This is a genomic window from Legionella sp. PC1000 (genome assembly GCF_014109805.1).
Classification (GTDB): Bacteria; Pseudomonadota; Gammaproteobacteria; order Legionellales; family Legionellaceae; genus Legionella; species Legionella resiliens.
The window spans coordinates 1364885-1390362 of the sequence record NZ_CP059400.1 but is presented as its reverse complement, the minus strand read 5'-3'; the positions used below and the strand labels follow the sequence as shown (position 1 = coordinate 1390362).

Sequence of the window (25478 nt, the reverse complement as noted above, 5' to 3'; positions counted from 1 at the left end):
ATCTTATTTTGATCATTTTGGCGCGATGCTACGAGGTATTTAATCCCCTGTCAAGAAAAAACTTCACTACGCTCTATTCGCTAATTACAAAATAAAATCAAAATAGCACTCGGCAAAGCCTAAACGTTTCAATCAGGATTTATTAAGCATAATAAAAAATTATTGACTTTGTTAACCTTACTCAATAGATATATTCGTCAATGCATACCTCTATAGTTTTTGATAGGAGCGATACAGTTGTAATTTTGGTGAGTAAGCATAAACTAAATTGAAATCTTGGTTGTAAATAACTAAGCCACTTCTGCTAATTACTATTTTGGAGGAAGTTTTTCGCGGCTCTTTGAAATATTAAAACCTTCTGGCACAGGTTTATAAGGATCATCCTCCTCTGGCCAGCGTTTAACACGGCTTTGAAATGTTCTTAATTTATTAATATCAATTTCCACTGTAACTAGAAAATCATTTTCACTGCCCCGTAATCTTGCAATATCTCGCAGAAATGATTCTTTTGCTGGAACTCTGACCCGACTATCACCGTATTTTCTGTTATTAACCATAATGAGATAAGCGTGGATATCTAGAGCAGCTGACTCAATTAATGACGAAAATGTCTCTAAATCCTTATTCCAAGAGAGAACCATTAAAGCATCAATTTCACCTTGAAAGGATATTCGCTCTTTTGAATTTTGTAGCTCAGAACAAACCATTACACCAAAATGAAAATTATTATGGTTATAAATGGGTTTAGAATTAGATGAAGTTGGTTGCCAAATTTTTCCAAATTTTGATAAAAGTACCTTCTCCTCATTTGCTGCGGGATAATTTTTTTGTTGCCATATTCTTATTGATGATGGATATCCAAGTGTGTCATCAGTAAGATCGAGACAAGCTTGACTGCAAATTTTATTATTTCGAATAGGTCTATACTCTGTGCCGGCAATTAAACTAATACCGGAACTTGTTAAGCGATTACCAATACTTGAAATCCATTTTATAGGTAATGATAGTTCAGGAAATATTAGATAATCTGGCTTAGGTTTTAAATGTATTGCTTCATTTACTAATTTAGAAATTCGTTTATATCTCTCAAGTGTTAAAGTTGGCTTACTTGAGGCAGCATTTTCCCAACACTCATCTTCAGTTAGTAAACTTGTTATAGCAATAATAACGCTTTTTTTCTTTTCTGATCCAACATTTATTTTACGATATTTTTGTTTAATATTTTTTTCTTTTTGTTCATTCGAACTTTCTATGTCATTTACTAATAGAGATTGCTTAACCCATACTCCGCTTAAAACTCTTACATATTTAGCCCATATCATAGAGGGCAGAATGTTAGTTGAGCTTTCTGTTTGAATACATTTGGGAACAAGTTCTGCAATTTCTTTTGGTGTGAATGGTCTAGTGGGAAATAAGAAAGGTTTAAAAATATTTTTAATACTGCGATTTTTTTTTATGGATAACATTTGAGAGCATGTTAAAAACTCCTTTAGAAACTTAATTTCTAGTAAACCAGTATTTTCGAATTCATTGAAAAGTTCCTCTTCATTTTCAAAGTTAATTTCTTTTAATAGTTTTTTATTATCTTTTAATAACTTATATGGAATTTTATTCAAATCAGATATTGCAATCAGTGGAATTATATTATAAAAATCAGCATTACTATTAATGGAATATTCAGGATAGTGAAATTTTTCCCGAAGGTTAGTTAAAAAAGTTTCTTCTATCCTTGACATATTTTTTGATTTTTTATATTTAAATAGAATATTTAAATCATAATACTTAGCAACAGCTTCAATAAATTGCAATGCTAGACTGTGCTTAACATTCTCCCAAAGTTCTGCTTTGATGTTATTACATAGATTACCATTAATTACCAATTTATTGGAGTCAGAAATTTCTGCTAATCTCTCAATTGAATCAAATGAGCGATTAACAATGATCTCTGCTTGCTCCCATTCATTCAAGTTTATAGCGAAACCTAATAATCGAGGTAAATAAATGTAATGATCAAAAATTTTGTCTGCTCTAAGAATATGATTATGGGCAAATTGATAAAACTCATGTCTTTCCTTTTTCCACGAGTCAGGAGATAAATCTCTCGCTAAAATTTCAACATGTCTCATTTGTAGTGACCAACTTAAACGTCGAATGGTTAATCCATCGGCACGTCTTAATGTATCAGCTTGCTCTGCTGAATCTCCTGCTGCAGATAATACGCGCGCTGCTGTTGACTGTTCTAATTGATCTGGCATTGGCATTAATCTACGTTCGCTAGATAATTCATAAATCTCTTTTTCTATGCTATCTAAAAGGTCACAACCAGCTTGACCATCTAAAATAAATAATTTTTGTTTTTTTTCTTGAAGTTGAAAAATAGAGTTTTTTTGATAATCATCACCAAACATAATTCTCCAATTTTTATCATTACAACTTAAACAATCCTTCCCTATACGCTCTTGGAGATACTCCATCAATTCATGTGTGTCATTAATTGTTCCTGGATCTCGTAACACCAGAAACATGTCATCTATATATCTGCCATAATATATAGGTGTTATTTTCTCCAATATTAATTTATCCCATTTACGTAATAATACATTTGATATGATTCGAGAGGCAGTAAGACCTATTGCTAAACCCCCAGTGATTTCATTAGCCTCATTTTCACCTAAAAACTCTTTCATATATTTAGAAGCTTTACTTGACCAATTTTTTAATAACTCACATATTTGGTTTGTAAAGTCGTTATCTAACTCTTTATTATAAGATTCAATGTTGAGACCTATATCTTTTTGAAACTCACTAGAAGCTAAAAATGTCGGATCAATATAATGGTAGTAATTTTTTAAGTCTAAGGAGACTGCGATTACTTTATGTTCTTTTTCAAGCTCCCATCGTATTGCTTGTAATCCATTTTTTCTCCATTTTTGATATGGCACAAAATATGGTTCAAAAGACCCTATAGCGGTTATGTGGAATGGTTTAGATGCATTTTTATCTAATATTTTTTCATTTCTAACTCTACGCAATCTTGAGCCATAGGATGATGCATCCAGACATGCATCAAATTTATGTCCTATCATATTTATCCAAAGTGCTGAAATAATATGAGTATCAACAGGAAAATCACCGATAACTCTAAATTCAAGAGTAATATTATTTTGTTCTTTAAGTGTTTTAAATGCTCTAATTGGATCAGAGAAATGCGCATGTCCATTGTTAGATTCTTTTGGAGCAATTATAAGTTTTTTGGGAATAATTCGACATTCTCCCAACAAAAAGGAATCATTCATAAAACCTTCGTTTGTCCGTAATTTTTCTAGCAATTTATTTAAGTTAGCTAAAAGATCACGCTCATACTCAGAAAATTTTATTCCTGAAGAGAAAATATTCTCAAAAAAACAATCTGCCTTTGCTTTTCTATAAGCAATAATTAAATCGGATAATGTAACAGCATCCCATCCCTTAAATTTTGCACAATAACCCATTTAATATATCCTTTAGGCTTATTATTGACTGCTTTAACTATGCTTATAATTTTAGCACTCAATTCATCTTTTGTTTTGAGTCAAGTTTTACGCCAATTGACTATACAAAAATTAATCTATCATTAATCAGTTTAGTAAGTTCCCCAAGTATTTATATATATGCCATTATTAATTATAGGAAAAAATTCTAATTCCTTTTGTAGTTTCGCCTTTTCATAAAGTGACGAAAGTGACAATGGTGCTAGCTGTAAAAACTTTATTTTTATTCAAACTGAACAAAGAACAATAATAAACAATTAGAACATTATTTACTCCATGTATTTTGCCCCCTAAAAGTTTAAAATTGAATATTGCTTTAATTTTATTCTTCTGATTGGGAATTAAAAAAGAGGGGTTGAAAATAGGCTGTTTAGTAATTATACAATTTAGGGATAATAACAACCTAGCAAAGAGTATAAAGGAATGTTTAGAGGAACGTTTTTAATTCTTTAATTTATAGAAATTGCATTTTATTGGCGTAACTTATTGATTTCACTACTGCCGCTGAGAAGAATCGAACTCCCGACCTTTTGATTACGAATCAACTGCTCTACCGACTGAGCTACAGCGGCGTATTGAAAAGTATACTTAAGTTAAATGATGATGCAACTGCTTGTGGTTATTAATCAATCTCAGAAGAAAAATAGATAATTAATTTTTTTCACAGAAAAACCAATGATTATAATCTTTTTTATTGATTTAATCTCTCAATAAGCCTCAAACTGAGGTTTTCCCTGTAATAATTTTCATTAAACTAGCAAAAAAAAGTTCAATTAGATAAAAAATGATTTATAATGTCCTGCTGGTTAATTTTTTATATCAGTTTTTTAAAAAAATTAGTATAAATAGGAAAAATTTAGTTTTAAATTATTAAAGATGAATATAACATAGCGTCACCCAAAATTATGGCAACCTGTGAGAAACAAACAGCCCGTGAAAAAGAGTAAGATGGAAACAGATAAACCTGTAAAAGACAGTGGTTATAGTCGAAGATTAAAGGACCGCCATGTGCAACTTATTGCCTTGGGGGGAATTATCGGCTCAGGTTATTTTTTAGGCACAGGTGAAGTAATCAACCTGGTTGGCCCTGCTGTTTTTCTAGCCTATATACTAGGTGGGTTGATCATTTTCCTAACCATGCTTTGCATGGGCGAGCTTGCTGTCGCTATCCCCATTTCGGGCTCTTTTGTAACGTATACCGCTGATTTTATATCTCCATCTGTTGCCTGTGGCGTAGGATGGTCTTATTGGATTAGTTGGGTAGCGTATATCCCCGCGGAATGCGTTGCGGGCGGGATAATCATGGAAATGTTTACGGGAGTAAATGGTTATATATGGGCTGTTTGCTTTGGTTTACTTATTACCTACATTAACCTAGCTAAAGTAGATACATTTGGTGAAATCGAATTTTGGCTGGCTTTGATTAAGATTTTGGCTTTATTAGGCTTTGTAATTTTAGCTATTTTAATTTTCTTTGGTCTAATCCATGGCCCAGAATCCAGTGGAATTATTGGCTCCAGATACATTTTAGACGATGGAGGACTTCTTCCTAATGGAGTAATGTCCCTGTTAACAGCGATGGTTCTTTTGCTGGTAAACTATCAGGGATCTGAAATCATTGGTCTTGCTGCTGGAGAATCTGAAAACCCCGCGCGAATGATTCCCCACGCAATTCGAAATGTAACTTTAAGAATTCTTTTTATCTACATCATTCCCGTATTTTGCCTGGTACTAATTTTCCCATGGCAAAAAGCCGGTTTATCCAATTCTGTATTTGCCGATGCCTTAAACTATTACAATCTTAAATGGGCAGGCGCGGTAACCAGTTTCGTGACCCTAAGCGCTACTTTATCTTGTGCTAACTCAGGATTTTATGGAACGGTTCGTGCACTCAATGCATTAGCACGCGATGGTATGGCGCCACACACTTTTTCCAAATTCAATAGCAACTCGGTACCTCAAAATGCAATCATTGCAACCTTGATTACCATCTGGATTCTTTTAGGGGTGGGTTACTTTTTCGGACAAACCCAACTTTATATCGCCCTGCTTCTAGTATCTGGATTTACTGGAACCCTGGCTTGGATATCCTTATGTACATCACAAATTCGTTTTAGAAGCAGATTATATCAAGCTGGATATACAACAGCCAATCTTCGCTATGTTACGCCTTATTCTCCTTATACAGGAATCCTTGCAATCGTACTTATGTGTTTTGCCTTGTTTTTCCTGGTGCTGAATAAAGATCCTACCTATAAACTTGCTTTTTATATAGGGATGGTTAGCTTTATTGTGCCTATAATTGTCTATAAGCTTTTTGATTTATCGAAGAAAAGGAAAAAAGCATTACATCTGAAATCTCGAGTTAAGTTTCAGGACCTTTTCCCCCCAGTTTAATATGTGAAGTTTATGTAGCTTAGTGAACGCTGCAGCGAAACACAGGATTCCCGCTACGTGCCGAACACAGTACTGGATCCCGCGGACAAGCCGCAGGACGTAGTATGACTATGACCTTTGGTATTGTAGCTTAGGCAACGAGCAGAATTCGATTTCTTTTAAAATCCGGCTACTCTGCACCCAGGCTACGCGTTACAGTCTATTTAATGCAATTTTTGTCCATTAGGGACTTTAGGATCGGTAGTTATTAGACTTATGGCTCCATTCTCATCAGAGAATCCAACCAGCAAAAATTGAGAAGTAAAACCCGCGATATTTTTTTCACCCAAATTGACACATCCTACTACGGAACGTCCTATTAAACTTTCAGGAGTATAATGCACAGTAATTTGAGCAGAGGTTTGTAAGATGCCTAAATCATTACCAAAATCCACCCAAACTTTATATGCAGGTTTCTTAGTGCGAGGAAATTCTTCAACCTTAACAACAGTGCCCGAACGTAATTCAACTTTAGCAAAATCATCGTAAGAAATAATCATTTTAAAACCTCTTTTCAATAAAACACAGCAACAGTAGATTAGACTACTGGTATCACGCTGGTCGTATTTAATTCAGGCACCAAACTCTTCAATAGAATAAATAACTCATCAGCCTGATTTTCTTCACATGCTGTATTTAATAAACGCATTGTTTGGATTAATTCGTCCCAGTTAAGCTCACGGACTTTTGCCTTGAATAATTTTTCATGCTCTGTTGAAGCCAATTGCTCCGACTCATGGAACAACTCTTCAAATAATTTCTCTCCTGGGCGTAATCCGGTGTATTCAATCATTATATCTTTCCCGGGTTCTTTCCCAGCCAGACGAATCATTTGTTCAGCCAAATAGCTGATTTTAACAGGTTCACCCATATCCAAAACAAAAATTTCTCCGCCTTTTCCATTAACCATGGCTTGCAAAATTAACTGGGATGCTTCAGGTATCGTCATAAAATACCGTTGCATATCAGGATGAGTCACCTTGATTGGGCCCCCGCTTTGTAATTGTTTTTGAAATAACGGAACAACGCTTCCTGCCGAACCTAAAACATTTCCAAAACGAACCGTAATGAATTGTGTTCTAGATCTTCCATTCAAATTCTGACAATAAATCTCAGCAACCCGTTTGGTAGTTCCCATTATATTGGTCGGATTTACGGCTTTATCAGTAGAAATTAAAATAAATTTTTCAACATTAACCGCGACACTAGCCTTTGCAACAATCTGAGTGCCCAGTACGTTGTTCATCACAGCAACACGTATTTGATTTTGCAAAAGAGGGACATGCTTATACGCTGCAGCATGAAATACTATTTCAGGTAAGAAATTCGTAAATAAATGATTAATTGCTACTTCATCAGTAACACTGATCAACTTAAGCTCTAAAGGAATATTTGGAAAATTTTGCTTCAGTTCGAGCTCTATTTGATACAAATTAAATTCACTGTTTTCAACTATAGCCAAACTCTTGGGTTTAAGGGCTAAAATTTGACGGCATAGCTCAGATCCGATTGAGCCTCCCCCACCCGTAACCAATACTCTTTTGCCTGCAAGACCTGCCGATAGTCGGTCCCATTGTAAATTAACCTGATCTCGGCCTAACAAATCTTCTATATTGACAGGTCTTAATGCATTTACCTCTACTCTTCCTGAAGCTAAAGCATTAAGGCTAGGAAGTGTGCTGAAAGGCGTTTGGCTTTCCTCACAACAGGTTACAATTCGTCGCATTACTGAAGAACTTGCTGAAGGAATCGCGATAAAAATCAAATCAATCTTATACTTATGAACACGTTCAGTAATTTGGCTGGAGGTTCCGAGAACTGGGATCCCATGAACTTCTAAGCCACGTTTTGCTAAATTATCATCAATAAAACCTACAGGCTTATATCGATTGGAACGTTTTAAATCACGAGCAAGTCCCTCGCCAGCCATACCTGCACCAATAATAAGCACACGTTTAATTTCAGTTGATTTATTGCCTCTGGATCGCTTATCCCAATAAATCCTCCTCAACAACCTGAAGCTGCAAAGAATAGTAGTTAAGATCATGCAATATAATGGAAATACAGAACGAGGAAGTTCATGCAGCATTGAAGTGACATATAAAACGGAAATTCCCAACACTGTAGTAGTCAGGGTGGCTTTTACAATTCGAACTACATCGTTTAATGAAAAAAAGCGCCACAATCCACGGTATGTCTTGAAATAAAAATAGCAAAATACTTGAATCACTGTTAGCAAACCCAATGCCATAATGGAATGCGACGAAATCAATATTTTAGGAAAGGGTTGCATGTTATAACGCAACCAATGCGCTGTATACCACGCAGCAGGAATAGCAAAAATGTCACACAGAAAAACGGGGGTTTTTTTATGTATTTTTTGCAACAACACTGACATTTTATGTCTCATACAAAGCTCATCCTTTACTCATTTTTATTATCTTATTATCGTGAGATAGTACACTATGTTGAATAGTATCTCACCAAAAAATCACTACAACCATGGTAAACCCTAATCTAAATTTATCTCTTCTGGTGAAGAAATAGAGGAGCTTTCATATATTTCATAGCGATAAATCGCGTCAGGGCTAATACTTACATAAGTTTTACTTAATTTGTAATTAAAATATTTGCTCAACTCAGTTTTTAAACAAACATCACTCGGTGTATATATTACTTCGTCTTGTTTAATAAGCGAAGTTAAAATGATAATTGCTGGCTTTTTGCGCAAAACTTCCTTACAAAATTGCTCATACCGGTGTTTTGCAGGATAATGGGCCATCGCCAAATTATTTAAACAGTATGAATCAATATAGTTCAGGTTGCTAGCATAAGGAATTAACCCGCTGTCCGCTAAAACAACCCAATCTCCAGCCGAAGCATGACGGTTTAACCAATCGACTACCTTGCCGCGCAATTGTTCGCCTTTAACCGGATTTTGACTAAAATAATGATAATCTGTCAAACGCATTGCTGGAATAAAAAGAAACAAAATTACAAAGAAACTTGAATAAAACAACACTGCAAAAATAAAGTCTATTTTTTTCCTAAAAAAGTGCACTATCACACGAGTACTTTGTACGAGCAGCGGAAGAAATAAAGCAAAAGCAGGCAAAAAAAGTCGATTATCAAAAGCTACAACGGGATCTGAATCGATTAACATGATTAGGTAGATAAGACTGGGTAACCATAAAAAATAATGTCGTTTATCTTTGGACTTAACACAGGCAGGTACAGCTAAAAATGCTAAAGGCCAAATTAATTTAAGGTAATGGGCATCCAAAGAAAAAGTAAGCTCCCCAGATATTCCTTTGCAATAAACCGAATTAGGAAAAAAATACCCAAAATAGATGAGACGCCAAAAAAAATAAGGCCCATAGAACAGCACTAAGGAACACAAAAAAAGAATAACTCCATGCCAATAGCGTTGTATTTCTTTTATAGGCCTATCCCAACAAATCAAAATAAAAAAGAGAATCATTAACGCAGGAGCTTCTGGTCTTGTCATTCCCGCTAAAGCAAGAAAAATCCCAGCACCTACGAAATAAGAATTCACAGCTCCTTGACGTGAATCAGGAAAAAGATTGTACCCCATGCCTCTAAAGCAACAATATACAGCGCCACATACAAGTGATTCGTATACAGTGGTTTCCAAGCCACTAGTTGCCCATATAATTTGTCCTTTATAAAATAATAATGCGAGACAAGGAAGAAGTGATTCGCGTCTGGTAAACCAAAATCGGCTAATTAAATAAACGAAGTAACATGTAAAAAACAGCCCCACTAATCCAGCCATTTTTAAGACAATGACTGGGTTACCTTTTAATAGAATGGTTAAAGCAGCCAGTGCGACAAAGCTAAAATTGGAATATCCTTCCACAGGAGGAGCATGCACATTCCAAACGATACCCATTCCAGCCGCCCAATGTTTCGCATATCGCAAGGAGATGTACATATCATCGATAGTAAATGGCCAAATCGCTTGTATCTGAAGAACAAATAAATAAAAAAACAATAAAATCAGGATGCTGTCATACCAACGCACCCCAACTTTCATTGAGCTAAAGCCATAAAGGTCAAAATCACAAAACACCAAAGATTAATTCGTGACAATTGATCACTCAAAAAAACAATAACCGGATCATCGTTTTCAATATTTTGCCGTGCTAGCCAGGCAAAACGCCACAATGCAATTGCTGCGAAAGGTACAGTTAATATAAAATAAAACGATTCATCTCGAACATAAACAATGTAAAAAAGGTAAGTAATGAAACTGGCAAGACCTATGGATACAATCAGCCAATGAAGTAGCAAAGGATTATATTTCTTCAATACCTTACGTGTCGCATGCTTTAAGCCTAATTGCATTTCCATTTGTCGTTTGTTCAAAGCGATAAAAAGACTCAGCAAAGTTACTGCAATAATTAACCAGGCGGAAATGGGTAAGCCAATTCCCAAAGTACCCGCTAACACACGCAGCATAAATCCTGCAGCGATACAAAGTACATCGATGATGGGAATCAGTTTGAAAAGATGGTTATAAGCAATATTAATTACTAAATAAATACAGAGAATAATCGCCAGTTTCTTAGAGATCAACCATCCCAAAGTAAGCCCCGTAAGCAGCAATAAAAACAACATAAAAATCGCTTCGGCTAGAGAAACTTTTCCACTCGCCAGCGGCCTATGTCGTTTGTGAGGATGCAAACTGTCTTCAATTCGGTCTTCAATATCGTTATAAATATAAACCGCGCTTGAAATAAGGCAAAAAGCCAAAGATGCAAGTAAAGCAGGTATAAAATATCCAGGAATGGGTGTGTAACAAAAACCCAGCATCACAAAGACTGCTTTGGCCCAGTGGGACACACGAAGAAGCAGAAATAAATGTTTCAGCCTTTCCATGAAACTCACTTTTTTCATATCATTTATCAATTCAATCACCTTCTCTGTTCCTGTAAAAATACAGTCTGGGAGAAGTAAGCAGGACTCCGAATATATCCTTCATCTGCTCGTTGCTTGGATTATGCTTCGCATCGCCCAAGTACCCTACTTGCACCCACAACGTACAATAAACCTCTTTGAAACTCTATTACAGAGAAACAATTGCTTCGTCGATGCGGTGCTCGTATCCTCATGTACTGGCGTGCACACTCTGGCTCTGCGCTCCGCGTCTCTCCGCACTTCTCTCATTATAGTGAGTTTCCTAATAACTCTTTGTCATTAAGCTAAAAGTATCATAATCCTGAAAAAATGCATCATTTCAACATGTTAATTACTAAATAAAATAAAAACGTTCAATATATTGAAGCAATTTAGTAAAAAATAATCAAATAACATTGCATTTATACAATTACGAAGTAAGATAAAATATGCAAAAGGAATTACACGTGTATCACACAAAAAAATATGCCAATGGAAGGGGGATATCATGCACTTTATTCTTGCGCCAGGATGTATCGCAAAATTTGACAATTTACGTAAAGATTATGAAGCAGAAAAGAAAATTGATTTGAGCGAAAAACCGTCAATGATAGGTACACCGATTTTTTTTGGAGGAACTGATGTAGCCAGTAGGGAAAAGCAAATTTCATTCCTTGAAAAAGTAAGGGCAATACTTAAAGTACATTTGGTTAACGAAGAAGACATCAAAACTCCAGCTCAACGTCAAGCCAAGATGATCGCATCTCGATTTATGCTCGCTGCATGCTTGTACGTGCAATCACAAATTAGAAGTTCAAAACGAAACTCCACACTTTATCGCTTAACAGAAGACTATTTTGGAATTACTGTTATTAATTATCTGGATGATGAAGATAAAGAAGCCTGTTACTTGACGGCAGATCGACTCGTTAAAACACCACATGCTCTTGAACATGCTAATATAGTCCTGGAAAAAGATGGGCTCAAGCCTTTTACAGAGAAAGAATGGAAAGAATTCACAGATTTTTTAAAAGAAATGACTCGTGCCAAAGAACCACCTAAAGATCAATACACAAATTTCCCTGTAATTTCAATCACCCAACCCTTCTTCGGCACCGCTTTGGCATATGCAGGAGCTACTGTAGGTGTCGTAGTGGCGGAGGGAATAACCAATTCGACCACCGCAATCTCTCCCCGCGTTCAATTAACAGCACTGGTTGGAAGTACTTTATTAGTTTTTAGTCCCGCCGGACCAACCGGAGTTGCTCTCTTGGCACCAGTGATTGCGACAAAACTTCTCACTTCTTTTTGTACTATCAGCTTAGCCCATATTATGAGCACAGCGGGAGGATATCTGGGACAAGGCATCGGGATAGGGGTAGGCCTTCCCTTTGACGCCGCATATAATTTACTTTGGTCTATTTGTTCTCTAATAAGTCGTTATTACAGTAAACCATCACAACTTGCCGCAATTGATGGGATACGAATTGTTGATGGAGCTACAATAGTTTCGGGTATCCCCATTCAGTTAGTCCCGGAGAATGCATTACCCCAAGGGTATACCAAAAAAATTCTTGAAATAACTGAATCAGGTGAAATTCGTATTGAAGGAGAAGAAATAAAAGATTCTGAAAAACCGGTACAGATTCCCCCTGAAGTGATTGAGGAATTAAAGAAACAATTAGCTGCTCGTGCTAAAACACAGGATTCAACCGAAATACAACAAGAGCCAGAGAAAAAAGAAGAAACTCAGAAAAATGATGATGAAGTAGCCTCGGAATCATCATTTTCACTGGTATAAGTAAAAGCTGGGCTGCCTACTCAGGATTACACTCTGACTCAAAATTGAATGCATGCATTTATTGGTAATTGCCACGAGTAGTTTGGGTACTGCCCAGTCGTTTGATCACTCCCGTCCTACGCCCCGCGGACAAGCCAGGGACGTTGGAGTAGAGATGCCGCATCCAGATTACAGAGCAGGCTACTTATTAAGGACGACTATCAACTTCTTTGCGCTGGCTAGGCATAAAGTCTTTTTTATCAAGTCCCATTGCTACAGCTAAAGCCCCAGCAACATAAATTGAAGAATAAGTACCGATTACAATACCAATGATCAACGCCAGAGAAAATCCGCGTATGGCTTCGCCTCCATAGATAAAAAGCGCAACTACTACAAAAAGTGTGAGCACAGAAGTCATGATGGTACGTGATAATGTTTGGTTAATCGAAATATTCATAATTTCGATAGGACTCGAACGACGAACCTTAATAAAATTCTCGCGTACCCTATCAAATACCACGATGGTATCATTTAGAGAATAACCAATAACTGCCAACAAACCTGCAAGTGCTTTCAAATCAAATTCAATGCCGAAAAAAGCAAAAATGCCCAATATCAATACAGGGTCATGGATCAGGGCGACAGCAGAACTCACTGCAAGCCGGTACTCAAAACGCATGGCAATATAAATCATTGTCGCTAACAAAGAAACGAGAACAGCCAAGGCTCCTTTGGTTGCTAATTCTTGCCCTACTTGCGGCCCAACAAAATCAACTCTTTGCTTAACAGCCCCTGGTAGAGCACTCATAACTTGATCAACCAGACGAGCTTGCTCTTTATCTTCTCTGGGAGCGATACTAATTAATACATCCTTAGAAGTACCGTAACTCACAACCTGAGCTTCTTTAAACCCTGCCTTATTCAGACTTTCCCTTATCGAAGGTAAATCTGCAGCAGAAACATAAGAAACTTCAATTTGAGTTCCACCAGTAAAATCAAGCCCCCACTTCAAGCCATGAATCATTAAAGCGCCTATAGAAAGCACAAAAATTAATATGGAGAACGTCGCCGTCCAGCGGCGAGCCCCCATAAAGTCCACATTTGAATTTGGATTAAAAAATTCCATCTGAGCCTCGCCTTAAATACCAATAGACAGTTTCTTAACAACCCTGCCACCATAATACCAATTTACAATTCCTCGGGTGTAAGTGATACCTGTGAGCATAGAGGTTAATAACCCCAAAGAAAGCGTTACTGCAAATCCACGTACTGGTCCTGTACCCACAGCAAACAAAATAATTGCTACAATTAACGTAGTCACATTCGCATCAAGAATTGTAGAAAATGCACGATCATATCCTGCACTAATTGCCGCTTGAGGTGATAATCCATTCCGCAATTCCTCTCGAATTCGCTCATAAATCAGTACGTTAGCATCTACAGCCATACCTACCGTCAATACAATTCCGGCGATACCCGGAAGAGTCAGCGTTGCATCTATCATAGACAATAAAGCACCGAGCAAAAGGAGGTTAAGCAACAGAGCAATATTAGCGATGAGTCCAAAAAACCGGTAATAAACCAACATCAGGACTAGAATCATGCCCATACCAACTTGCAAAGAAATAAGACCTCTACGGATATTTTCTTTACCTAAAGTTGGACCTACTGTGCGCTCTTCTATTGGATAAATCGCAGCAGGCAAAGCTCCGGCTCTAAGCAACAAAGCCAAATTACTCGCTTCTTTACTGTCAGTGAGACCAGTAATCTGAAAATTATTTCCCAAAGCATTTTGGATAACTGGCGCACTAATAACACGCTCCTCTCTATGAGTGACTCTTTTTTCTTCTCCGTTTACAGTTTGTAGGGTGTTTTTTGTTTCAACATAAACAATGGCCATACGTTTACCGATATTCTCACGCGTAACTTTAGTAAACAGACTTTCACCGCCCCCACCAAGTTGTATTTGCACCGCGGGAGTAGCTGTTTGCTGATCATAACTAGAAACTGCTGAGGTAATTGAATCCCCACTCAACACGACTTGTCTCTTTAACAGAATAGGACGGCCATCCATCATGAGTAATTTATCATTGACAGGAATAGCGCCTGTTTGTTTCGCGATTTGCGGATCATTATCCTGATCTACGAGATAGAATTGTAAAGTCGCAGTTCCGCCAAGAATTTGCTTGGCACGTGCCGCATCTTGAATGCCAGGTAAATCAACCGCAACGCGGGTTGCCCCCTGTTGTTGCACAACTGCTTCACCAACACCCAACTCATTAACCCTGTTACGTAAAATACTCATTGTTTGCTCAATCGTATTTTGGCGTGTCTTGTTTAATTCGACAGGTGAAATCGATGCTAGAATTTCATTGCCTGTTTTGTTTTTTACCAAAATGAGATCAGGAATTTTTTCCTTTAAGCCCAAATAAGCATTTTCCATGGACTCACTATCACGGAAGCGTAAATTAACACCTTTGTCTGCTATATACCGAATACCTGTATAACGAATACCAAGCTCACGTAACTCTTGGCTAATATTCTTCATTATCCCTTCATAACGACGGCTAATGACGCTGTCTACATCAACTTCTAACAGAAAATGCACTCCGCCTCGTAAGTCCAGACCTTGTTTCATTGGAGCAGCATGAATTGCATCCAACCAACGTGGTGTAGATGGAGCTAAATTCAGAGCCACAGTATATTGAGAACCCAAAGCATTTTTGATGGTATCGCGAGCTAATAACTGAGAGTCAGTTGATGAAAAAACAACCTCAACCCCTTCATTTTGAGCGATGAGCGATTTAAAAGGCAGGTTATCTTTTTTTAAGATACTTTCTACCTGATTTTTTAATTCATCATAATCCACAGGGGTCTCAGATGAAATCTGTACTACAGGGTTTTCTGTATATAAATTAGGTATAGCGTAAATAAACCCAACAACCGCAATAATAATCAGCATTAGGTTTTTCCACAGAGGATATTTATTTTGCATTTCCGTGTCCCTATGCTCTCTTAAAGCGATTTTATAGTGCCTTTGGGCAATACAGTACTTACTGCACTTTTTTGTAAATTAATTTCTACGCCTTCTGCAAGACTGACCTTAATATATTGATCGTCCAGACTCACTACTTTAGCTAACATACCGCCTGAGGTAATAATCTCATCGCCTTTCTTTAAACGGTTTATTAATTCGCGGTGTTCTTTTGCTCTTTTGTTTTGAGGTCTAATCAGCATAAAGTAGAACAACACAAAAATAGCGGCGATCATAATGAGCGAAAAAGATCCATCTGCTTGAGGCGCTGCTGTCCCCGCTCCAGCCAGAGCATCGCTAATAAAAAAACTCATACTGTCTCCTTTAATCTACGATTGATAATCGCGTGACATCATATAGTGAATTGCTCTTAAGGTAAATGAATCAAAGCGGAAATTAAAACAGTTTTTCATAATATTAGTTCCTATTTTGCACTACAATTTTTAAGAACAGTTCAAAAAAGAGATTTATTGGACAATTTTAAGCTCGCGTTTGTTCTTTTATTTACGATGACCTATCTGAGCACTGGATATTCATCAACAGAAAAAACGCTCAGGAATAGACTTATCTCAAAAACCGCAATATAGACTATTAAACCCAATACGAAGGTAAATAGAATTTTAAATGGTTCAGAAAAGATTCTATTGAGGGCTCAAGAATATTTTTGCTTTTCATTCTTTTGCGATTAGATAAAACCACCTATACTGTACGTGCTCTCTTCCCGACTTTCATTTCCAAGCCTGGCAAGTAGCGTGTCGATTTGACCGGCCAACTGTTTATCTGTCTTTGAAGGGGTTTTTAACAGCGTAATTCTATTTTGAACTGAGGACAGGACTGACCTGAGCTTATCAACCACAACTGGATTGTTTTGAACACCAATAGAAAAATGGTCCTGTAATGGATGTTGCTCTAAAACAGTGATTACTCCACTGACATCTTTAGAATTAAAGTGTGGACGCTCTAATAAGGTTTCAATAGCAAAGCTTAATGCTGTCGTTGAATAGGAATAGCAATTGGAGCGATACATATTGCACATTTGATTTTGATTGATAAGTCTATCCGCTGAATCAAGAAATTTATTGATTTCCACCTGACTAAAAGTTACCCCAGTGGGATAACCAATAAAATTATATCCTTTGCTCAAGTATTTCTTTTCATTATCTTTTTGCGTATGAAAAGTTACTCCATCTCGCAACCATTTTGAAAAATCCCAGGGACTTTGACGTCCGTATACGGAAAAAGAACCATCCTTCCAATTCTTTAAAGCAATAGCAGAATGGCTGATGGGGAGATGAGGGATTGGAAGTCCTGGCTTGGTTGCAAACATTAATTCATATTGATCTTCTTTGGATGAATCCTCCAACGGGCGCATTTTTTCGGGATCTATGGGCTCTGGCTCGAGTGAAACTGATTTTTCCACATCAATTGTTCTTTGTAGATTGCTTCCAATCAACAATCCGTTAGGCTGATTTCTGGTCGCAAACATAGCGAATCTACTCAGTGAGGGTCTCGCCGAATTGGATGAAAAATGACTCCTCAGTAATTTTGTAAACATCTTGCAACTCCCTTGTATGTCAATTCAAAACAGACTGTATTTTATTTAATTATATTTACACAGGAGTAAGTTATCGTCAACGAATATATAATGATCTAATTAAATACATTTTAGTCTATAATAAACCCATGTGCTTACAATTGGGACCTAGGAGCTAATAATGTTTTTACGAGGTGCTAAATATCTTGGTGCAGCCACAATGGGGGCTGGTGCTTTATATCTTACTCAACAGACAGTAGAGTACCAAAGTCTTCAGCAAAAAATGAAGAAAATGCAAACGGTACCAGAAATCACCCCTGCAATTATTGATGCCCAGGAAAAGAACTGGCTCATTTTTGGTAGGCAAAGTCCTGGTTATGTGCGAGATACTGAAAAAACACCTAAAGGACATTTACATGACAAAATAAATGCTACCTCTTTGTGGATTAAAGGCATGGGAACTCAGTTAGATAATGAAAAACATTATGACTTATTTGAACGCAGTGATTTTAAAGTAGAGCTGTTTTCAAAAGAAGAAGGGGCAGCTTGTGTACGTGTTCCACCAGAGAAGATGTTAAGTGATGACTTAAGTACGATCAAAGACGACGATTTATTTGAAGTGGGCTTTGCGCGTAAACAAGGCTTTGCGGATATTACACAAAAATCACCCTTTTATCATTCCTCAATTGGATTAAGAAAAATTAGTGAGAAGGACTTACCCGATTCGAAATTTGTAGTACTCACTGGTCAGGAAATAAAAGAAGTAATCGAAAGAACGAACAAGACTATTTGTGATCCACAACATTGTGATCTTTATTCATCCAATTGCTATTCAGCTTCCACTTATGCAACCGCAGAAATTATTAAAATACTCCACGAAAGAGGAGGAGCTGTAGATAAAGAAGACCTGCAAGCGGTTGCTGAGGTACTTGCAAAACGTGCTCTCGATAATTTTGGCCGAGGTGTTAGCAATAATTCGGTGGTATCCGTGCAATTGACTTCGAGTATACCTCAGATCTTACAAGAGCATGGTTTAGGAGAGGCTCTAAAATCAGAAAAGGCAAATACAATCAAGTTAGGTAATTCAACAGAGTAAAATCACACCTATATTGGAGATAGAATAATGAAATCAGCACGTACTTTTACAGTAGATGAAAATATTTTGAAAGCTCTTGGAGCAGACACATTGAAAACAATTAGGGTGAAAGGAATTCAAATGGAAGCAGAAATTGCTGCAAAACTGGAAGAATTAGAATCATTGGTTGTTCAAGGAATTTCCAGTGGAGGATATGCTAAAGCAGAAGTAGATGGAAAGCATCAGATTTTGGGACTTTCCTTTGATCCTGGCTATTCTGAGATGGACAACAGAACTAAAACGTGTTTGCTTATGACTGAAGCGATTAATGATGCAATATATAAAGTTAATTTAACCATAGAGAAAGAAATATCTACAATAAAATACAAATATACAGGGGAAGTGATCAAAAATTTTAATCTGAATAATGAATAAAAAGGAAAAAAAGTGAGTGAATCGCAGCGATTGAGAAAATTTTAATTGTATCATTTTGCAAGTATCTTTTCGGTCGCGTTCACTTACAATGATCCATACTTTGCTCTTAGCTCCTCTTTTTATCTCAACTATTTATCGAATAAAGACTGAACTCCATTTTCCAAATGATACAAAACAGAAAACCCCGCTTGCTGTAAAATTCTGAAAGCCTGTTTGCTTCTTTGACCTGACTGACAATAAATCAAGATAGGTTGTGAAGGGTCCAGTTCATTTATACGGGTGGGTAATTCAACCAGTGGAATTAATTTCCCACCTAAATTTTTCATATTATGCTCCGCAACTGTTCTAACATCCAACAATAATACTCCAGGATTTTCTTGCAAGAATCTGGGCAAAGTTAGTGATGATACGGTAGAAAATTGTATCTCTGTGGGCAATGCACATGGAGCAAACTCTTTTTCCACAATGGTTTTACCGTAAACGCAAAATTGACATTCTTCATTTTTAACCAAATGAATATTTTTCATTTCCATGGTTAGAAAATCGATACAAAGTAAACGATTCAACAAGGAAACCCCACTATGAGTAATCCATTTGATAATTTCGGTTGCCTGAAGAATGCCTAACAATCCAGGAAGAGTTCCTAAAACACCACCATTCTGACAATTTACAATCGTATTAGGAATCGCTGGGAACAAGCATTGTAAACAGGGATTTTGTTTACCATAAAATAATGAACAATGCCCTTTAAATTGATAAGCACTGGCATAAATATAAGGTTTTTCCAGGTTAAAACACACTTCGTGAGTCAGATAGCGGGTATAAAAATTATCTGAGCAATCAGCAACAAGATCATATTTGGCAATAATTTCCTCAGCATTCTCAGCGTTTAATCGAAACTCATAAGACTGTACGTTAATTTTTGAATTCAAAGCCTGTAATCTTAACTTTGCAATAGCTGCTTTTGATTGGTGGATCTCCTTTTCTTGATAAAGTATTTGTCGGTGCAAATTACTTTCTTCAATAAGATCGTCATCTATAATGCCGAGAGTTCCTACTCCTGCGCCTGCAAGATAAGGAAGCAAAGCTGCACCAATTCCTCCCGCGCCCACACACAATACACGCGCTTTTTGCAATTTTTCTTGTCCATGAATACCGATTTCCTCTAATATGGTTTGCTGTGCGTAACGTTTTAATTCGGATGAACCAGACATATTTAGGCACTCATTCTACTGTTAAACTCAAAAGCTTTAGGGTTGCCTGGTTTGGATCTGTGGCTTTTGTAATTGCCGAAATAAGGGCTATACCGTGAACCCCTGTAGCAACCACATCAGGCATGCGCTCAATATTAATTCCACCTATTGCAACCAAAGGATAATTTAAAGTTCGTTTCCAGCGTTGTAGGGACGCAATACCTTGCGCTGTAAAAGGCATTTCTTTGCTCGTAGTCGGAAAAATAGGACCAATGGCAATATATGAGGGACAAAGAGCATGTGCTCGTGCGACTTCGTAGTAACAATGGGTACTCACTCCCAGTAGAAGTCCTTGTTTTCTAATTGCCTCAATATCCGCCGTATCCAAATCAGATTGACCTAAATGTACTGCTTCTGCATTCAACTCTAAAGCCATTTCCCAGTAATCATTAATAAATAAAGTGGCATGATGCTTTTTCGCCAAGGCAATACTTCGCCGCATCTCCTCTTCAAGTGTCTTTGTTTTTTCTTTAATACGCAATTGAATGGTTTTAACTCCAAGATTCAACAGCATTTCAACCCAGCTGAAACGATCAACCACGGGATAAAGGCCTAATCGATGGCATGGCTTAAATGAAGTGGGTATTTCGTACACTGGTTTGGAGGAAAGGTAAGGTAAATCCAGTTCCTCTTCCGGAAAACCACCATAATACACGCCGGCGTTTGCTCGACGAACTGCTCGATGTACGTACATTTTTGCGATGATGAGTGCATCTTCAAGCAAATGACCAAGAGCCAATGACGCGGTAATTGCTGCTGAGAGAATGGAGCGGAGTTCTGTGTATTCTGTATCAGAAAAACGATTTTGAGTCAGCCAAAATGAAGCGGCACCATTTGTCCAATAATCATGCCCCCATGAAGAATCCCGTAAATGTTCTCCCAAGATAAAAACACTTTGCGCGCCAAGGGTTAATAATTCATGAGCACCTTCTTGCATGGATTGATGCGTCCTAATCTTTCGTTTTAAAATAAATTCCGCCTCAAGCGTATTCAGTACCAAAACATCTGCAAAAGAAAACCCTGCCTCGCTTAAACTCTTTTCGACACTATGCTGGGCTAAAGATAAAGTAACATCGAAAACCACTGGACCGGAATAATGATTGAGAAGCTGAAAATCCTCAGAAGAAATTTCCCCATTAATTTTAATAGCACCTGGTTGAACATCTTCATCAAATTGCTGTGATTGAAGTTCAAGGCCCAACCCTCGGACAGTTCGTCTAAACGCTTCATTGTCACTATTGGTCCAGACAGTGCTCATAATGCAGACTCTTGATGCCAAAATGGTGTATCGATCAGGGGGGTACACGATTGTGCTGTAATTCGCTCAGGCATAAGGCCTGCTTCAAAAGCACCTCGTCCTGCCATGACTGCATGTGAAAAGGCTTCAGCCATAATTATAGGATGAGTTGCTGCAGCAACTGCGCTATTCAACAGTACTGCATCAAAACCTAACTCTAAAATACGTGTCGCATGAGATGGCTTGCCAATCCCGGCATCGACAATCAATGTGACATCTGGTAATCGTTTGCGTAAAGTTTCCAAAGCAAAGGGATTGAGCACTCCTTTTCCCGAACCTATAGGAGCTGCCCAAGGCATCAAAATCCGACAACCACAATCAATTAAACGCTGGCATAAAACCAAATCATCCGTACAGTATGGGAAAACTTCAAATCCTCGTTTTACCAATTCGGTTGCCGCGTGCAACAATTCAAAGGGATCAGGCTGCAAGCTGTAATCATCACCAATTACTTCTAATTTAATCCATGAGGTCTGAAAAAGTTCACGTGCCATTTCAGCTGTAGTAATTGCTGTTTGTGCATCGCGGCAACCCGCAGTATTGGGAAGTAAATAACAATCTAAAGATTGAATGGTTTGCCAAAACAAATCTGTGCCAGATTCACCAGGCATTTGTCTTTTTAATGACACAGTAATCACGTTGGCTTTAGAAGCCCGAACGGCATGTGTCATTACCTCAAGTGATGGATAACCTGCTGTTCCCAAGAGCAAACGACTTGATAGGGGTTTACCTGCTAAATACCACATAGCTATCCTCCCTGCATCGGTACAATTAGATCGATACGATCTCCTTCACACAAGATGATGCTAGAAAACATAGATTTGGGAACAAATTGATTATTAATTGCGATTGCTACATGCGCCGCAATCTCTTCTCTCTGCGCAAGCATTTCCTGAAGTGTACAGGACGTATCAAGTGTTAATGGTTGATCATTTACATAAATAATCATAAATAAGCCTCCCAAAGCTCAGGATAACAAATGTCTTTTTGATTGCTGTTTAATCCACGTAGAATTTCCTCTACTAATGCCGGAGCAATCAAATATCCATGACGATAAAGCCCGTTAACAGCAATAAATTGCTTCGCATATTTTATGCGAGGCTGATGATGCACTAAAGTCGGCCGGCAATGCGTCACTGTCTTAACTATTCGTGCTTCGGCAAAACCCCGATGCACATAGTATGCAGCAGTTAATAATTCAAGCGATGTACGTACCGAAATTGGACTGGAATCTTCTGTTTCCAACTCACTCGCACCGATAAGATAATGAGAATCAGGACGCGGTGCAATATAAATAATGAACCTAGGGTGTAAGAGTCGAACAGGTCTTTGTAACCGAACTTCAGGTGCATGCAACCAAACAAGCTCCCCACGAAGTCCCCGCAGATGCGGAAAAGAGGTTTTTGCCCCCAAACCTCGGCAATCAAAAACAAAATCAAATTGATGTGATTCCTTCCTTGCCTCTACTCTCCCTGGAGAGACAGCAGAAACAAAAGTATGATCTCGGCAAATAACCCCCTGCTCGCAAAGATGATTTTTAAGTACTGGCAACAGAGTCTGATTATCGAGCTGTGCTTCTCTAGGAAAATAATAGGCTCGTTGGAATTGACTGAGTTCTGGCTCAAACTGTCTTAGTACCTCTTCATTGAGCAATTGGTAGCACGAATTACTTAATTTACTGACAATTCTGGCGCTAAACTGCTGCCATTCTGCTCTATCTTGTGGATGATGTACTACAAGACTTCCTTTTTGACGAAAATATATGGGTTCTGGCAATTGATTGAGAATGGGTGTCCATAATGTTTCGACCGACTCCATCCCCAAATTGAAAATAACTTGTTCCGCCTTATCAAGCTCCGACATGGGTGCCAAAAGACCTGCTGCTGCATTGCTGCAATTATTGAAAGAAGTTTCTGCTTCAAATAATGTTACTATCCAGCCTTCCTTTTGTAAGCGCAAAGCCAGCAAACACCCCATTATTCCAGCACCCACAACAGCAGCATTTTTCATCGCAGTTTCCCCCCTACTCCCGCGGATAATCCGCGGGACGTAGACAAAACTTTTTATTCACTCACGCAACACGCGATAGGCTCCAAATCAGAATGAGGCATCTTAGGTAATAACTCATTCGTATAACAAGCATTTACCGCAAAAGACTCATCAATCACTCCCAAATGTTTGCCAAATCGCCCTACTTTATTCCAATCACGTTCCACATTTAAAAGCGTGCGTGAGAAAAAGGGTAGGCTACGAATGAATATTGTATGATACATCGGGGTTCGCAATTGGGGTTTAATACGACATAAAAGCTCATAAGCTTCATCCGGATTTTCGGTGGTAAAGGCAGCTCCACGCTGTGTGGCGTTGAGAAATCCTTTAAGGATTTCAGGATTCGTTAACATGCGTTCTGGCACAATAAATTGAATGGAACAAAAACAGCAGCACCCTAAGCCTGCAAGCTGATCAAGGCGCAGAAATACAGTTTCACCGCGTAAATGCTCTAATTCAACTTTCTGAAAATTAATAAAACCAATACCCGTGTCAATGATATCGCGGCAAATCGCATCAGTAACATTCATGCCAATACGCACTGTCTCATAACTTGAGGGATCAATGCCGGCTAGCTTTGCCAAATTATCTATAATGATTTTGCCAAACTCGCCAATATACCCTACTCGTTTGCCGACAATATCCTGAAAGGAGCTAATACCACTGGATTTAAGCGCGATAAGACCTGTTGGAGGCTCATCCAGCAATGTTCCAATTGAAGTAACAGGATAACCTTTTGCACGTGCAGCCAAGGTATGGATCATCGCCTTTACCCCAAAATCAACATGCCCCATCCCCACAATTTCGGTTACATCGCTAGGATCGCTAGGTTCCAAAATTGCTAATTTTATGCCTTCTTGCTGATAATACCCTAATGAATGGGCAACAAAAATTGGGGTGTGGTAAGGATTTGCATACCAATTGAGTAATAGAGTTGTTCTTGTTGATAATGCACTCATGCCATGGGCTCCTTGTATTAATTAATAAAATAAAGGATGGCAAAAGATATCGATTGAAAGCCTAATTGAAGCAATTAACCTGTATTCAGAGAACCCATAAAATTAAGAGAGGACTCTTTAAGAGAGCAATCACTTTAAAATGAATACAGATTTAAGGCGTTCTTACGCTGGTACGAACCAGATCAAGTTCAACGGGTATTTCTCAGACGTGTATCACGACACCCCGCGCCATCAAATTGTTGGTAATGCTATCTTGTATGGAAAAAACTGTCAAACATTATAAAAAATTCCTCATCCACCTGACGGAACATGGGAAGAGGGCTAGGGGGATGGGTAAAATCCATCACGAAACATCATAATTTTGCACATAAAATACATTATGCTGAATTAAAAATCGCTGACATAATAAGGGAGTATGTTGCAATAGATGATGCAAATAAGCTCGGGTAAATTGTTGGGAGCATGTAGGACAACAGCACTCTGCATCAATCGTTTCAAATTGCATCTGCATTTTTGAATCAGTTAAATCCACGGTTCCTGTCTGGCTGTAAACTTTTCCTTGAGTCGCTGCTTGTGATGGCTCATCTGTCTCAATAAACTCGATTCCCTTATCACGTAAACGTTTGATTAACTCAGGATTAAAACGTCCTATAATATAACGTGCTAAATGAGACCATTGATCTAATCGCTCCCAATTCAGCTCATCCACAACATTAAAATAAACCCCATGTGGCTTCACTATCTCATGTTTTTCTAATTCTTTAACATCAATAAATGGAACAATTGCCTCATCCCAATTATCCCAAATTTGTGGAAAATCGCGCAGGATATTTTGAGGTAAAATAACTGCATTAGGTTTTAAATGATGGATAAGTTCAATTAACTTCTCCAAGGAAACTTTGACTCTAGACCCATCATAAGGTGACTTGAGCACATAAACTTTTTCCTTATTGGCTATAAGCGACATTGCATTAATAACCACTGTTCCAGGACAAGCCAAGTAACGGGCTAAATCAGATATTTTTTCGAGTACATCCTGGCCCGGCTTATACAACAAATGCTCCAAAGAATAAGATGCCGCTGTAATTTTTACTTCGTGCCAATTTGCCATTGTAAGACATAAACCTGCATCTGAAGTTAAAACAGGTATAAAATTCTGTATTGCAGCCAACATTC

Annotated in this window: 20 protein-coding genes, 1 tRNA gene and 1 riboswitch; of the genes, 4 read left to right on the top strand and 17 right to left on the bottom strand. The window is 37.8% G+C overall.

What is annotated here, in order from left to right:
- Positions 1-311: 311 nt before the first annotated feature.
- Together FOLKNPGA_RS06050 and FOLKNPGA_RS06045 are read right to left on the bottom strand one after the other, a co-directional pair.
- Positions 312-3491, bottom strand: a complete 3180-nt coding sequence (locus tag FOLKNPGA_RS06050; protein ID WP_182352148.1) for an RNA-directed DNA polymerase — start codon at positions 3489-3491, stop codon at positions 312-314.
- A 538-nt stretch (positions 3492-4029) separates the two neighbouring features.
- A tRNA-Thr gene (locus FOLKNPGA_RS06045) sits at positions 4030-4102 on the bottom strand.
- A 376-nt stretch (positions 4103-4478) separates the two neighbouring features.
- Between FOLKNPGA_RS06045 and FOLKNPGA_RS06040 the strand changes: the two genes are divergently transcribed.
- A complete protein-coding gene (locus tag FOLKNPGA_RS06040; RefSeq protein WP_182352147.1) occupies positions 4479-5927 on the top strand; it encodes an amino acid permease in 1449 nt (482 codons plus the stop codon).
- A gap of 203 nt (positions 5928-6130) precedes the next feature.
- Here FOLKNPGA_RS06040 and FOLKNPGA_RS06035 read toward each other — a convergent pair whose 3' ends face one another.
- The 4 genes from FOLKNPGA_RS06035 to FOLKNPGA_RS06020 all read right to left on the bottom strand — a co-directional run bounded on the left by FOLKNPGA_RS06035 (position 6131) and on the right by FOLKNPGA_RS06020 (position 10907).
- On the bottom strand, positions 6131-6466 hold the full coding sequence (locus FOLKNPGA_RS06035; protein ID WP_182352146.1) for a tRNA-binding protein: 336 nt from the start codon (positions 6464-6466) through the stop codon (positions 6131-6133).
- 38 nt (positions 6467-6504) lie between these two features.
- Positions 6505-8376 (bottom strand): nucleoside-diphosphate sugar epimerase/dehydratase, encoded by a 1872-nt coding sequence (locus FOLKNPGA_RS06030; protein ID WP_182352145.1) that lies wholly within the window; start codon positions 8374-8376, stop codon positions 6505-6507.
- Positions 8377-8478: 102 nt separating this feature from the next.
- The gene (locus FOLKNPGA_RS06025; RefSeq protein WP_182352144.1) at positions 8479-10023 is read right to left on the bottom strand and encodes a glycosyltransferase family 39 protein; all 1545 of its coding nucleotides are present in this window, start codon (positions 10021-10023) and stop codon (positions 8479-8481) included.
- Positions 10020-10907 carry a decaprenyl-phosphate phosphoribosyltransferase gene (locus FOLKNPGA_RS06020; protein ID WP_182352143.1) on the bottom strand — a complete coding sequence of 296 codons (888 nt, stop codon included), beginning with the start codon at positions 10905-10907 and terminating at the stop codon, positions 10020-10022. Before FOLKNPGA_RS06020 ends, FOLKNPGA_RS06025 begins: the two co-directional genes overlap by 4 nt.
- Positions 10908-11394: 487 nt before the next feature.
- Here FOLKNPGA_RS06020 and FOLKNPGA_RS06015 point away from each other — a divergent pair, with 487 nt between their 5' ends.
- The gene (locus tag FOLKNPGA_RS06015; RefSeq protein WP_182352142.1) at positions 11395-12687 is read left to right on the top strand and encodes a hypothetical protein; all 1293 of its coding nucleotides are present in this window, start codon (positions 11395-11397) and stop codon (positions 12685-12687) included.
- A gap of 187 nt (positions 12688-12874) precedes the next feature.
- On the opposite strand, the gene secF is transcribed toward FOLKNPGA_RS06015, so the two are convergent.
- The 4 genes from secF to FOLKNPGA_RS18855 all read right to left on the bottom strand — a co-directional run bounded on the left by secF (position 12875) and on the right by FOLKNPGA_RS18855 (position 17186).
- Positions 12875-13792: a protein translocase subunit SecF gene (gene secF / locus FOLKNPGA_RS06010; protein ID WP_182352141.1), complete on the bottom strand. Its 918-nt coding sequence runs from the start codon at positions 13790-13792 to the stop codon at positions 12875-12877.
- A 12-nt stretch (positions 13793-13804) separates the two neighbouring features.
- Positions 13805-15661, bottom strand: coding sequence for a protein translocase subunit SecD (gene secD / locus FOLKNPGA_RS06005; protein ID WP_182352140.1), 1857 nt, complete (start codon positions 15659-15661; stop codon positions 13805-13807).
- 20 nt (positions 15662-15681) lie between these two features.
- Positions 15682-16014: a preprotein translocase subunit YajC gene (gene yajC / locus FOLKNPGA_RS06000; RefSeq protein WP_182352139.1), complete on the bottom strand. Its 333-nt coding sequence runs from the start codon at positions 16012-16014 to the stop codon at positions 15682-15684.
- 371 nt (positions 16015-16385) lie between these two features.
- Positions 16386-17186, bottom strand: a complete 801-nt coding sequence (locus FOLKNPGA_RS18855; RefSeq protein ID WP_255466059.1) for a hypothetical protein — start codon at positions 17184-17186, stop codon at positions 16386-16388.
- 229 nt (positions 17187-17415) lie between these two features.
- On the opposite strand from FOLKNPGA_RS18855, the gene FOLKNPGA_RS05990 reads away from it, so the two are divergent.
- Complete coding sequence (locus FOLKNPGA_RS05990; RefSeq protein WP_182352138.1) at positions 17416-18330, top strand: hypothetical protein; 915 nt, start codon at positions 17416-17418, stop codon at positions 18328-18330.
- Between the two features lie 27 nt (positions 18331-18357).
- The gene (locus tag FOLKNPGA_RS05985) at positions 18358-18744 is read left to right on the top strand and encodes a YbaB/EbfC family nucleoid-associated protein (RefSeq protein WP_182352137.1); all 387 of its coding nucleotides are present in this window, start codon (positions 18358-18360) and stop codon (positions 18742-18744) included.
- 128 nt (positions 18745-18872) lie between these two features.
- On the opposite strand, the gene FOLKNPGA_RS05980 is transcribed toward FOLKNPGA_RS05985, so the two are convergent.
- From FOLKNPGA_RS05980 to FOLKNPGA_RS05950, 7 genes are all read right to left on the bottom strand, one after another.
- Positions 18873-19958 (bottom strand): HesA/MoeB/ThiF family protein, encoded by a 1086-nt coding sequence (locus tag FOLKNPGA_RS05980; protein ID WP_182352136.1) that lies wholly within the window; start codon positions 19956-19958, stop codon positions 18873-18875.
- A 10-nt stretch (positions 19959-19968) separates the two neighbouring features.
- Positions 19969-21255, bottom strand: coding sequence for a thiamine phosphate synthase (thiE, locus tag FOLKNPGA_RS05975; protein ID WP_182352135.1), 1287 nt, complete (start codon positions 21253-21255; stop codon positions 19969-19971).
- Positions 21252-22040, bottom strand: coding sequence for a thiazole synthase (locus FOLKNPGA_RS05970; RefSeq protein ID WP_182352134.1), 789 nt, complete (start codon positions 22038-22040; stop codon positions 21252-21254). The genes thiE and FOLKNPGA_RS05970 overlap by 4 nt, the downstream gene beginning before the upstream one ends.
- A gap of 2 nt (positions 22041-22042) precedes the next feature.
- Positions 22043-22243, bottom strand: coding sequence for a sulfur carrier protein ThiS (gene thiS / locus FOLKNPGA_RS05965; RefSeq protein ID WP_182352133.1), 201 nt, complete (start codon positions 22241-22243; stop codon positions 22043-22045).
- A complete protein-coding gene (locus FOLKNPGA_RS05960; RefSeq protein WP_182352132.1) occupies positions 22240-23304 on the bottom strand; it encodes an FAD-dependent oxidoreductase in 1065 nt (354 codons plus the stop codon). Before FOLKNPGA_RS05960 ends, thiS begins: the two co-directional genes overlap by 4 nt.
- Positions 23305-23357: 53 nt before the next feature.
- Positions 23358-24302: an ABC transporter substrate-binding protein gene (locus tag FOLKNPGA_RS05955; RefSeq protein ID WP_182352131.1), complete on the bottom strand. Its 945-nt coding sequence runs from the start codon at positions 24300-24302 to the stop codon at positions 23358-23360.
- Between the two features lie 142 nt (positions 24303-24444).
- A riboswitch (TPP riboswitch) is annotated at positions 24445-24538 on the bottom strand.
- 107 nt (positions 24539-24645) lie between these two features.
- On the bottom strand, positions 24646-25476 hold the full coding sequence (locus FOLKNPGA_RS05950; RefSeq protein ID WP_182352130.1) for a tRNA-guanine transglycosylase: 831 nt from the start codon (positions 25474-25476) through the stop codon (positions 24646-24648).
- Positions 25477-25478 lie beyond the last annotated feature (2 nt).